The sequence below is a fragment of the Niastella koreensis GR20-10 genome (assembly GCF_000246855.1).
Lineage (GTDB): Bacteria > Bacteroidota > Bacteroidia > Chitinophagales > Chitinophagaceae > Niastella > Niastella koreensis.
Map to the genome: position 1 here is coordinate 5,741,557 of NC_016609.1, position 12,870 is coordinate 5,754,426.

Here is a 12,870-nt window from a genome sequence, read left to right on the forward strand (position 1 = left end):
TTATTTAATAGTATCGTAACTGCGTTTCTTAAATCCTACTTTTACCATATGGCGGGCTTCAATGCTGTACACGCCAAAATCATCCACTACCCGGCCTGTAAGTTTATAAAAACCACCACTGTGCAGCGGATAGTTGCGAGCCGTCTCAGGAAAATGAACCGTATCCACCCAGTCAAGGTCTTTATCAATAAAAGTTCCGAAGAACATGATATCGTTATTTTTCGTTTGCACGTGTTTGCTGGCTATAAAATAAACCAGTACTGTAATTGTCTTATGCAAATGATTGCCTATTCCCCGGGCGGGAATATAATTTTCGGTATCGGTGTCAACCATCGCAAACGGGTTCGATAAGGTGAATCCCAGGATCTCCTTCTGATCATATAGATCATCCACGGCATTGTCTGTAAGCACGGGCAGGGTGAATTCTACCGGTTTTTCAACAAACAAAGACCCGCTCACCGGAACATGGGTCTTATTTTTCTTTTGCAGAAAATTGGCCTCCCACAACAATTGCTTTTTTGTTTTACCTGTAAACCGAAAAGCGCCCACACTCACCAGGATGTTGAGCTGCTCCAACCCGATTTGGGTACGTTCAATAAAATCCTGCAAATGAAGAAAGGCGCCACCGGCCTTCCGCTCCTCCATGATCTGTTGTATGGAATTTTCCTGCAGCGATTTAATATGAACAAACCCGGTATACACTTCATCGCCCCTGATACTGGTATATACTTCGCTGTTGTTTATACAGGGTGCGTGAATAATTCCGCCGGCTTTCATCAATTCAATAAAATATAATTCAGTTGAATAAAAGCCGCCGAAATTATTGATCACAGCCACCATAAATTCTTTGGGGAAAAACGTTTTCAGGTACAGGCTCATATAACTTTCCACCGCAAAACTGGCGGAGTGAGCTTTATTAAAACTATAACCGGCAAAGCTTTCCATCTGCCGCCATACTTCATGCGCCAGTTCATCTGTATGCCCCAACTCCCGGCAATTAGCCATGTATTTATCTTTTACATGTTTGAATTTATTGCCGGAGCGGTATTTACCGCTCATGGCCCGGCGCAGGATATCAGCTTCGCCCAACGACAAACCCGCAAAATAGTGCGCAATCTTTATCACATCTTCCTGGAAAACCATTACGCCGAAAGTTTCGCTTAAATGCTCCTCAAAAAGCGGGTGCAGGTATACTATCTTATCCCGGTTATGGAACCGGGTTATATACTCCCGCATCATGCCCGACTGCGCTACGCCCGGCCTGATGATGGAGCTGGCTGCTACCAGTGTTATGTAATCATCGCACCTGAGCTTCTTAAGCAGTTGCCGCATGGCCGGCGACTCTATATAAAAACAACCAATTGTTTCTGCTTTCCGGATTTGATCTTTAATGGCAGGGTTATGTCTGAAATTGTGGAAGTCATGGATATTTACATCTATTCCCTTATTAGCTCTTATCAGACGCAGGCTTTCCTTGATATGCCCCAGCCCCCGCTGGCTCAACACATCAAATTTGTTGATGCCGATGTTCTCTGCCACAAACATATCCATTTGCGTGGTAGCAAATCCTTTTGGCGGCATAAACAAAGCAGCATATTCATAAATAGGTTTCTCTGTTACCAGCATACCACAAGGGTGAATGGAAATGTTATTGGGAAAATTCTTCATCAGCCGGCCATATTGCATAATAAGCCGCTGTATTTTGTCGGCAGGCTGGGCAGCACGCTGCAAGCTTTTTATTTCTTCCACGGGCAGGCCGAATACCTTTCCCAGTTCCATTATTGTGGCATCATGCTGAAACGTAGTGTAAGAACCCAACAGGGCCACATGCTTACGACCATACCGTTTAAAGATATAATCCATGATGTCGTCGCGGTCGGTCCAGCTGAAGTCGATATCAAAGTCGGGCGGGGAAGTGCGCTCAGGATTCAGAAAACGTTCAAAATAAAGATTCAACTCAATAGGATCTACATCGGTAATTCGTAAGCAATATGCCACTATTGAATTGGCGCCACTTCCCCGCCCTACATAATAAAATCCGCGCGACTGGGCATACCTGATCATATCCCAGTTTATAAGGAAATAAGAATTAAAACCCAGGTCGTTGATGATCTTTAATTCTTTTTGCATTCTGTCGTGCGCTGCTTTATTCTTGCTGCCATAGCGGGCAATCAATCCCTCAGTAGCCAGTTTCTCTAGCAATACCCGGTCATCTTCGGCAGTAGCGCTGAAGCATTTCTTATTTTTATCCACCTTGAAATCCATCACGATCCGGCAGGTATCCAGCAGCTTGTAGGTATTGGTTACTATTGCCGGGAACTGTCTGAACTGTTCCAGCAGCGCAGCTGGTGACACAAATGTTTCATCTGGCGAAGCCTGCGCTTCAACCGGCAGTTTCGACAGCAACATGTTTTTATGTATAGCCCGCAGCAGGCGATGTAAATTGAAGTACTGTTTGTTTTGAAAGGTCACCGGTTGCCGTACCACCAGTTTATGCTCGTACTTCTTCCAGTCGGTGCCAAACAGTTTGTTTAATTCCGATGCCAGGATGCCAAGATATTCATCAGGCAACAGATCAGCGGCAGCCTTTCTATCAAAGGGGTAAATAATATATACATCATGATTGTTTTGAAAATAGGCAGATGCGTCCTCCGGGAAGTTTTTCTTTTGTTGTAAGTGGAATGATAAGAACTCATTGATGCAGGCAAACCCCTGGTTGTTCTTTGCCAGCAATAGATAAAGCAGGGTATCTTCATTCCTGATCTCAACGCCAACAACCGGTTTAATATCTTTTTGCTGGCAAAAGTTTACAAAATCCCAGCTATCGCAGGTACAATTGATGTTTGTTAAAGCCAGTACATGAATACCGTGGTCTGCAGCGGTATTAACCAGTTCTTCAGTAGAATAAGTGCCGTACCGTAAACTAAAATAAGTTCTGCAATTTAAATACATAGTAGTCCCTTGCTCCTTCTTCAAAGCTACTATGATTACTAACTATTTTAGCCAATAAACACTAATGTACTTAGTATGTAAAACTAAATTTTTATTATCCAAATCAACCAACTGGAATCAATAAACCCTTTATAAATGAGGGTGGTACTTTATAACTGCGAGTATAAACTGTACTTTGTCACGTATGGTTTGGCTCGTAAATAGTTACAGGTTGTACTAAGAAAGGATAGTATGTACTTTTTAGAGTGAGTTGTGAATAGTCAGTAATGAGTACTACTCACAAAAAAGCCCCACCATAAAAGTGAGGCTACAATAAAAACCTTTATTAACTTAATTAGTCTCAGTATACTTTCTAAAATTCTCCAAAATAGCCTGCCAGCCCCCCTGCTGCATTTCAACCGAATGCGTGCTTTCTGCATCAAATGTTTCCACTACTTTGGTTTCATTACCATTTGCAGAGAAATGTATTGCTACTTTACGGCCATCGCCCATGGTATATTCAATCAATTCGTTTGTTTTTACGTTGTCATACACCCCGCCGAAATCAAACCCAAAGCTGCCATCCTTAGCTTCCATCCGGGTAGAAAATTTTCCGCCAACAGTTAAATCGTTTTCCGCTTTGGGCGCATGCCAGTCGTCAGAAGCAGCGCACCATTTTGTAATATGTTCAGGCAATGACCAATATTTCCATACTTTCTCAACCGGAGCTTTTACAACAGTTTCCACGGTGATTTTAGTTGCGGCAGTTTCCATTTTTTTAGTTTTTATTAGTTAATGATGTTTTTCGTACTGACAAGGCAAACTTACCTCAAGTTACTAAACTTCAGGCTGTGTAAACGGGACAAAAGAGGGGGTGATTTGTGACTTGTTGTGTTAACGCCACACGCACGGACCGTTTTTACCAATAAACCCAGTAATTTAGCCTGTTCGCACCACTTACTAACTCTTACTAAAATAACGATTGCCATGTCATTGAATCACTCACCCCAATGCAGCTGCGCTGGTTGTCATGATACCGCCATAAACCAGGCAGAAAAAGAACTGCATGTTGAATTATCGGAAAACAGCCGCCGTGACTTTATCAAAAAAGCCGGGCGCCTGGGTTTAAGCCTGGGTATTGGTGGTGGACTGGTTACTACGCCCCTCGCTGCGGCTGCTTTACACAATGAGGATGCTGCTTATAAGTATAACAGCATGCAGCAAAATAAAGCGGTGCGCAATGGCAAAGCCAATATGATCACCTTGCTGCACACGGCCGATATTCATTCACAACTTTACCAGCATGATGAATTTTTCATAGAGAACGGTAAACCTGTATATAAAAAACGGGGCGGACTGGCCAGTCTTAAAACAATGATCAACACCCTGCGTAATCAAAATGCAGCAAACACCCTGGTTATAGATGGGGGCGATTGTTTTCAGGGCAGTGGTATTGCCGCATTAAGTGAAGGGAAAGCCATTGTACCATTAATGAACAACATTGGCTACGATATTATGTTGCCCGGCAACTGGGAAGTGGTATATGGTAAAGAAATGATGATGAAGGATATGTTTGGGTACGATGCTTTAAAGGTGTGCGCCAATATGTACCACGACACGCAGGACGACATGAAAGGCGACCTGATCTTTCCTCCTTACTACGTTAAACATCTTGCCGGCATCAAGATCGGGTTTATTGGCTATAACGATCCGCTGACGCCAAAACGGCAATCACCCGCCTATTGCAATGGCATGAAGTTTACACCGCCTGAAGCCAACGTAGCCAAGTATATTAAGATCCTGAAGGAATATGAAAAGTGCCAGCTGGTATTCCTGATAACCCATATGGGACTGGCGCAACAGTTTGGATTATCCAATATGGAGCAGGTAAAGGGGGTTGACTATATTCTGGGGGCCGATACCCATGAGCGGTTACGGCAACCCATCCAGGGCGCCTATGCCAAGGTAACAGAACCAGGGGCATTCGCGTCGTTTATGGCCAGGCTGGATCTTGTGATGGAGAATGGCATTATAAAAGACCACACCTATCAACTACTGGATGTTGATCCCGGCAAATACCACGAAGATGAAGAAATGAAACACCTCATCAGCCAGGCCCATGAACCCTATAAAAAGGAATTAAGCCGGGTGATAGGTAAAACTAAAAATCCATTGATAAGGTACTACGTGATTGAAACGCCGATGGACAATTTTATCACCGATGCCATTATGTGGAAATTCAAACCCGATATTGCCCTGAGCAACGGGTTTCGTTTTTGTCCGCCCCTGACGCCCGACCCGGCTACAGGCATGGCAGACATCACTGTTGATTATTTGTGGAGCATGTTGCCGGTTGACAGCGAAGCAAAACAAGGGACCGTTACCGGTAAACAATTATGGGACTGGTTAGAAACCGAACTGGAAAATACATTTGCCAAAGACCCGGCCAAACGCCTGGGTGGTTGGGTAATCAGGTTTAAAGGCATGGAAATGAATTTCACCCTCGCCAACGAACCAGGCAAACGGGTTAATTATGTTAAGGTGGGCGGCCAACCGCTTGACCTGAACCGCGAATATAGTTTTGTTGCCTGTGAACGGGAAGGCGATCCAGATACCACGCTCTGCCGCATGCAGGGTGTTAAACAACCGCATTTACTTGGTTATACCATGCATAAAGTAATTGAAGAATACCTGGCAGTGCACTCACCTATTGCTCCGGTTATGGAAGGCCGGTGTACCGCTACTGATGCTCCTCATACCCTGTTGACCCAGGTAATGGGTTTGGGTTATGAGTTCAGGTAGAAAAAGAGGAAGTAAGAGGTAAGAAGAAGCAGGTTGACCAGTTGACGGGTTAACCAGTTGACCAGGTTAACTCGTCAACTGGTTAACTTGTCAACTATTTCTGCGTCAGTTGTTGTTGCTTTTTCAGGAATTGCGCCAGGGCTTTGATACTATCAGAATCGATATAATCAACACCCAGTTTAATAACTTCTATCCAGGCATCGTCAAAATCTGGCACGTTCCACAAACGAACTTCTTTACCCAGGCCGTGCGCTTTGTCGATCAGGCTTTTCAAACGCTCTGCTTCTTTAGCAGGAATAGGACCGCTTCCTTTCCATTTTGAATAGTTGATGAAGTTGTCACTCAGCATAGCGATGCGGCCAATGGCCTCTTTAGAATACCTGGAGCTTAACAAACCATCGAATACCAGGAAAGAAGGATAAGAAATATAAGTATTGGGGTCGGGTTTGTTACCACTGATCATTACTTTGAATGAAGGCGTATGAATGAGCTCAGGATATTTTTGTAAAAGATCGATGACTTTATTTACAGTAGGAATGGCATCACTCTTGATATCCAGCATCAGGATCAGCTTACGTGATTCATCAGCGTATACATGTCCTTTGTTGGCCTGAATAAAACCCTGAATTGGCTTCAGGTACAGATCTTCCAGCGTTTTGTGTTGGTCAAAATCACGCTCGGTGTGAGCTACCAGTAATTCATCGCCCGACAACATTACATCCGCTTCAACACTACCAAACTGCAGTGTGTAAGCAGAGATCAACGGCGATCCCTGTTGATAGTCATTGTGCGAATGCGCATTGGCTGTTGAATAAACTTTAGGTTGTGCAAAGGCTGTTGTACAGGATAAAACAGTAATAAATAAAAATAACTTACGCATAAAAAAATAAGATTGGATTTTTTTTGCAGGTTAAAAGTTAATGATCCATCTGGCAATTCGGAAACATCCTGCAATCGGAGTAATTGATTGATTAGAGTGCGCAAATTACAAATTAAATGTCACTTTCACACCTATTAACATAAACATTACCTCAACAAAAAAATTACTCCTTGTTAGTGAAGCAATCTTTCTACAGGTAAACTCGTCCGGCAGTGTCCGGTAAGAGCTTTCATTAAACGGAAACAGGGAAAATATATTGCAGAAAACGGGTAGAGCCGCGACCCACTTGCGTTGTAATTGTCTGATAAACAATATAAAAAATGTACACCAATACCCAAAAGCATGCATACCTGAACGCAATCGCAATAATGTTGTAACAACTTTTTTATCCCCACATACAACCTCTTGCATACAATTTGCGACCACTTTTACTCCATTGGAAAATCTTTCATTTGCTTTGAGAATATCTTCGATAATTTACCTCCGTTACCCACTGCCCATTCTGCCATAGCATATAAAACAGGTCGTAAAGCTTTACCTGATTTTGACAACTCATAAGTAACATAAGGCGGTACAACCGGTTTTGATTTTCTTATCAGCAGCCCATCTGCTTCCAGTTGTTTTAATTGTTGTATCAATACTTTTTCTGTAATGGTTGGAATTGACTTTTTCAATTCATTGTACCGCTTGGGCCCCGATAACAGGTTGAATAAAATAATAGGTTTCCAATAACCGCCTATCTTTTCCATAACAAAGGTTACCGGGCAGGCTACAAAGGCCTTACTCTTGTTTTCCTGGATGGTTGATGCTTCTTTAATTAAAGTCATAGTATACACACTTTAGGGTAAGTACTTGTATAAAAGTAAGTATCATTTTAGTTTTGTGCAACAAATTTAAACAAGCATAAAAATGAAAATTACTGTTACAGGTTCATTGGGGAACATCAGCCGTTCTCTAACCCAAAAACTGGTAGCCCAGGGACACCAGGTTTCTGTCATCAGCTCCAATGCCAGCAAAGCTGAAGACATTAAAAAATTACAAGCTACGCCCCTGATTGGTTCATTGGAGGATTACGAATTTGTAAAACAATCATTTCAGGGTAGCGATGCCGTATACCTGATGATCCCGCACAATTTCAGTGCGCCGGATTACAAAGCTTTTACCATTACGGTTGGCAAAAATTATGCACGTGCCATCCGGGAAACAGGCATTTCCTATGTAGTTAACTTAAGCAGTTCCGGTTCTCCCCTGGCAGGCCAGCCTCCATTGGTGAATTACCAGAACCTGGAAAGCTTTCTGGATGAATTACCGGCATTAAACGTATTACACCTGCGTCCCGGCGGCTTTTATTCCAACTTCTATGGCAGCATAGGACTTATAAAATACCAGGGTATTATTGGAAACAATTATGACGACAGGGTAAATATGGTGCTATCGCATCCCGAAGACATAGCCGATGCAGCCGCGGAAGCATTTTCAAAACCCTCGTTTACGGGTAAAAACGTGCAATATATAATCAGCGATACGTTGAATGGCCGGCAAATTGCTCAAATGCTGGGTACTGCTATTGGTAAACCCGATCTTGCCTGGGTGCAGTTTACCGATGACCAGTTATTACAGGGATTGTTACAAAACGGTTTCTCAAAAGATGCAGCCCAGCATTATATTGTAGATATGGGAATCGCTATCAGAGATGGTTTACTGGCGGCGCATTACGCCCAACATGCAAAGGAAGTATTTGGCAGCCGCAACTTCAGTGCATTTGCCGAAGATTTTGCAAGGGTATATCAACAGGGTTAAGCAAGGAAGGCTGACCTGTCAGGTGGACGGCTTTAGCTTGAACTTTCACCAAGCTAAAGTCCACCTGACAGGTCTACGTTTTCCTTAATCACACTCCATACCAAACAGGTCGATAAAATCGCTCATCCAGAATTGTGACACTTTTTTATTATCGATCAGCCTGATGCCCCTGCCGGGAAACTTGCATTTTGAGGTAGCATTCTTTGGCTCCCAGGTAAAATCATCGTGATAGTAGAAATAAAAATTACCTACATTACCCATGATCTTTGTCTTAACGCTGTCTGCATAATCACCCGAAGCAATAAAGTAACTGTCCATATTCCTTTCGGTTTTACTGTAATCCTTTCCGTAATTAATGGGGAGCAGTTTGGTGGAGCAAAAAAGCGGGTGACCTATCGACTTAAGACTGGCATTGTCCAGGCAAAAGGCAAAAATGTTGGTGATGCATGGGTCCAGCGCAAGGGCTATATTTTTTATTCCCGACCGTGCATAGCCTTTCGTTCCATACACGTAAAAAGCCGTATCAAAATAACACCGGGCTTCTTTTTCCAGGGTTTCGTTCCTGATTAATTTATAGATGCCCGAAGTATCATATAGCTTCCATTTCTTTGGTACGTACGACCGGGACTCCTTCGCATTGTTTTCGCGTGATTTTGTTGGATAAAACGAATCAAACAAGGTGTCCATAATTCCTCTTGGCTTCCCTACTTCGTAAAAATTAACAACAAAAGCAGTTGTTTTGGGCGACAGTTCATACACCGGAAAGAAAAGTTGTTTCTCACCGGTTGAGCTCCACCATTTACTTAATTTGTGGGCAGCCGCATCGTATTCATACAACTGTTTCCGCAGGGTATCCAGGTAGATCCACTGGTCAACAATAAAACGCGTATCGGCTCCCTCGTCCCGCGAGATTTCATGACCAATACGGTACACATCAAACACGGCAGAATCTGTTTTAAGTGTATTATCATATTCCCAATCCAACGTAAAATTATTTGCATGGGCCTGCTTAAGCGCTTCCGTACCGGCAAACGCCATATACATTTTCAGCAGGGAATCTGACCAGCTGATATCTCCTTCCGACAGTTCGCTGACTGCTTTTTCAGGTATGGCTTCCGATGCAATCATTCCGGGAGCAGAGTCTACAGTGGAGATTTGAGCAGTTTCCGGAACGGCTTCTTTCTGATTCATTTCCTGGCACGCAGCCAGGAGGCTAATCAATACTAAAATTGAAGCTAGTTGTTTCATAGTGTATAGGATATAAATAACCGTTTTACGGTTTCGGGGCAAAGATAGATCAATTCAATTGAACATGAATATGATCGTCGTGACGTACGGCGCGGCATCCATGAAAACGGATCTTACTATTGGTAAGCTGTAACCGCAATTTCAAATGAGGCTCAATGAATATTTTACCAATCCGGTTATCCCGGCAAAATAACTCAACCAGGTATTTTGTTTTTTCGCCATAAAATACAAAGTCATTCTTTGCGCCTTGTGGCATAACGTTTTTGAGAAAACTATATTGCCAGTAACCGTGTTCCGAACAAAATTCAGCCGTATTTTTTTCCGCAGGGGTAGGCTCTTCGCAAATACCGTAACCAATCGGTGAAGGTGCTTTATTGGTAGCAGTTAAGGTTGCCTTGTCTTTATAACAAAACGCCAGATCAAGCTTTTTACCATCGTTATGGCTCAGGTGCGGCGCCAACGGAAACCCATTTATAAAAGGAAAATTCGCATCCAGGTAGTTTACCACGGTGCCAGGGTATTGTTGGTTCATTTTGGCTGCTACCGAAAAGGCCGCATCCCGCAGGTCTTTTCGCACGTAGTTCCGGTTCAACAAACAGGTTAAAAAAGTGAGTGGACGCAGGTTGTTGGTTGTACGTACCGGTAACTGAACCCGGCCAAACGGCCTGGCCAACAGCGGAACAATTAAAAATGTTGCCAATAAATAGATCAGGATGAATGAACCCAGTTTACAAAGCCGGCGAAGCCATCTGTTGGCCATCCGCTTATTTATTTGATTGCAGGTTGAAAAGTTTATCAAATAAACAACCCCGCCTGTTTGCGTTAGCACAGTAAGCACCAGGAAGATCAGGGCACGGGCGGTATAGATTAATATTTGCTTAAAATCCATGTAATTAGTGGCAGTTTTTATCATTGAGCCAGTATTCGCTGCAATTCCCTTTTATAATCTGCATTATCAGTTATTCCATTGTGTGTTTGTCCGGGCAGGGTTATCAGGGTATCCTGTTTTTTAAATAACGTTTTTAACTTCAGCGAGCTTCCGTAATAGATCACTTCATCCTGGTCGCCATGAAAAATAACAACCGGCATTTTACAGGCCTTAATATAGTTGTTCGTTTCAAATTTATACTTCAGAATAAATGGAGGAATAATGGGATAGGTATGCCGCATCATATCGGTAAGACTGTAATAAGGCGCCTGCAGGATCAACAACTTCGGGTTGTTGATTGATGCCAGCCGGGTGGCTGCACCGGTGCCGATTGAATAGCCCAGTACCACTATCTTATTCTCTGCATATCTCGTCTTCAGCGAATCGTAAGCAGTTTGCACATCGTCGAAAAACTGTTTTTGAGAGTAGATCGCGCCATCACTTTTGCCATAGCCGCGGTAATCCAACAGAAATACATCATAATGCAGGTCGGTATAGGTACGGGCAACCTCGCCCCAGGAATCGAGCGCACCACCGTTTCCATGTAAATAAAAAACAAGCCCCTTTGAACTGTCGGCTTTAAATAACAATCCATGCAAACTGCTTTTATCACTGTTTGGTATAGTTACCTCTTCAAACGGCTGTGCAAATGAAAATTGATAGTGCTGATCCAGCACCTGCGGGTAAAAGATCAGCTTTTCCTGGATAAAATACAGCAATCCGCAAACAACAATGTACAGCGTCCCTAATGCGATTAACGTCGTTATCACCATTTTTTTCATGATATGGAATGCAAATTACTTACAAAACCGACTCAATCTGTTTAATCAAAGCCGTCTTATCCTGGGGTCTTTTGGCATCCTTCAGGATTACTTTTCCATCTTTACAAATAACATAACGCGGTATCATCAGGGTATTATGCTTCCCAAATGTTTTATAAATATCCCCGGCCAGTTTTTCTGAGGCCATTACATGATACCCGTCCAGGTTATAGTACTTGATCATGTTTACCCATTTCTCCTTGTCATTACCCCTGTCGAGAGAAATATACAACACCTCCACACCCTTGGATTTAAAAAAGGGTTCGATGTCTTTTTTAAATCCAAACTGTTCTTTGCAGGGCCCGCACCAGGTGGCCCACATATCAATATAGATCACTTTGTCCTTAAAATGTGAAAGCAGTTCTTCTATAGTAGCAATACTTTCATAATTGGAAACAAAGCGTTGATCGGATGTTAATTCTTTTTTTGACTGCGTATAATAATTTTTGACCTTATCAACTCCGGCCGCCAGTAAATTTATATAACGGCTATGCGGGTATTGCCCAACAAACTCTCTATACAGATCGGGAATGTAGAGCTGAAACCTGTTTTCGATAAGCTGTGTTTTTAAATAAAGCGCCAATGTATATTCCCGCACGGGTTCTTTGGTAAGATCTATTTCAAGCCTGATAAAAACCTTATCTCCATTATCGGTTCCCCTGACAACAGGTTCTCCTTTCATCAGTGGCAAGTGATAGCCGAGATACACATACTGATAAAAATATAAGAACTCCTGGTAGGTATCAGTCATGAGCGTAGCGGGGTCTGCCAAATTGATCATTTTCATGGCTTCCTGCACCTCGCCATCGAGCCTGTGCAACGCCGCCCCATTATACCCGGCACTGTCTTTATTATACACAGCACTTCTGATAGGTTGTATTAATGTTGAAGCCAGTAAAGACGTATAATAGTTGTTGATGAGTGATCTGGCATATGCATAAAACGGTTTTGATATTTTATGCGCAGCATTCAACTGGTTAAATGGCTGCATACAACTATCCAGCAGATGTAATACCTTTTGCCTGTTGCCGGCAAAAACGGAATCCTGCTTGTATAAAGCAACGCCTTCCGTTTGAGAAAATTTCCAATTCAACTTCAACAGGGCCAGTTCCGCTTCCTGCTGCTGCCCTTCTACACTTACCGGGTTTTCTTTATTCTTATTGTCAATGGTAAGCGTATAACTTTCACCCGGTTCTACATACAACCTGTACCCTCCATTATAAACGAACAGATACGCTCCTGCCACGGTTTCTGCATTCGGCAGGGTCAGTTCCCCCTTTTCATCCAGGGTGTCTTCTTTGGGCAATTCAGGAAAATATCTTCCTTCTACCGGGCGGAGATAAGAGACGGTTTTGTTCTCTCCCCCAACTACTTTAAGGCGAATGACAGGTTCTTTCGCTGCAAGTGACGAAGAAATGAATAACGCTACCGAACAAATGGACAGGGCCTTCATGATAATA

10 protein-coding genes are annotated in these 12,870 nt (G+C 43.0%); 2 read left to right on the forward strand and 8 right to left on the reverse strand.

What is annotated here, in order from left to right:
* Both NIAKO_RS22610 and NIAKO_RS22615 read right to left on the reverse strand, forming a co-directional pair.
* On the reverse strand, positions 1-2,976 hold the full coding sequence (locus NIAKO_RS22610) for a DNA polymerase III subunit alpha (protein ID WP_014220778.1): 2,976 nt from the start codon (positions 2,974-2,976) through the stop codon (positions 1-3).
* 306 nt (positions 2,977-3,282) lie between these two features.
* Positions 3,283-3,705 carry an SRPBCC family protein gene (locus tag NIAKO_RS22615; RefSeq protein ID WP_014220779.1) on the reverse strand — a complete coding sequence of 141 codons (423 nt, stop codon included), beginning with the start codon at positions 3,703-3,705 and terminating at the stop codon, positions 3,283-3,285.
* A 213-nt stretch (positions 3,706-3,918) separates the two neighbouring features.
* Between NIAKO_RS22615 and NIAKO_RS22620 the strand changes: the two genes are divergently transcribed.
* Complete coding sequence (locus NIAKO_RS22620) at positions 3,919-5,733, forward strand: bifunctional metallophosphatase/5'-nucleotidase (protein WP_014220780.1); 1,815 nt, start codon at positions 3,919-3,921, stop codon at positions 5,731-5,733.
* A 94-nt stretch (positions 5,734-5,827) separates the two neighbouring features.
* On the opposite strand, the gene NIAKO_RS22625 is transcribed toward NIAKO_RS22620, so the two are convergent.
* A complete protein-coding gene (locus NIAKO_RS22625; RefSeq protein WP_014220781.1) occupies positions 5,828-6,613 on the reverse strand; it encodes a PI-PLC domain-containing protein in 786 nt (261 codons plus the stop codon).
* Between the two features lie 428 nt (positions 6,614-7,041).
* Positions 7,042-7,440, reverse strand: coding sequence for a winged helix-turn-helix transcriptional regulator (locus NIAKO_RS22635; RefSeq protein WP_014220782.1), 399 nt, complete (start codon positions 7,438-7,440; stop codon positions 7,042-7,044).
* Between the two features lie 82 nt (positions 7,441-7,522).
* On the opposite strand from NIAKO_RS22635, the gene NIAKO_RS22640 reads away from it, so the two are divergent.
* The gene (locus NIAKO_RS22640; RefSeq protein ID WP_014220783.1) at positions 7,523-8,413 is read left to right on the forward strand and encodes an NmrA family NAD(P)-binding protein; all 891 of its coding nucleotides are present in this window, start codon (positions 7,523-7,525) and stop codon (positions 8,411-8,413) included.
* Positions 8,414-8,497: 84 nt separating this feature from the next.
* On the opposite strand, the gene NIAKO_RS22645 is transcribed toward NIAKO_RS22640, so the two are convergent.
* From NIAKO_RS22645 to NIAKO_RS22660, 4 genes are read right to left on the reverse strand one after another with little or no spacing between them, the layout of a single operon-like run.
* The gene (locus tag NIAKO_RS22645) at positions 8,498-9,661 is read right to left on the reverse strand and encodes a hypothetical protein (protein ID WP_014220784.1); all 1,164 of its coding nucleotides are present in this window, start codon (positions 9,659-9,661) and stop codon (positions 8,498-8,500) included.
* 49 nt (positions 9,662-9,710) lie between these two features.
* Complete coding sequence (locus NIAKO_RS22650) at positions 9,711-10,550, reverse strand: hypothetical protein (RefSeq protein ID WP_014220785.1); 840 nt, start codon at positions 10,548-10,550, stop codon at positions 9,711-9,713.
* 20 nt (positions 10,551-10,570) lie between these two features.
* On the reverse strand, positions 10,571-11,371 hold the full coding sequence (locus NIAKO_RS22655; RefSeq protein ID WP_014220786.1) for an alpha/beta hydrolase: 801 nt from the start codon (positions 11,369-11,371) through the stop codon (positions 10,571-10,573).
* A 19-nt stretch (positions 11,372-11,390) separates the two neighbouring features.
* Positions 11,391-12,863, reverse strand: a complete 1,473-nt coding sequence (locus NIAKO_RS22660) for a TlpA family protein disulfide reductase (RefSeq protein WP_014220787.1) — start codon at positions 12,861-12,863, stop codon at positions 11,391-11,393.
* Positions 12,864-12,870 lie beyond the last annotated feature (7 nt).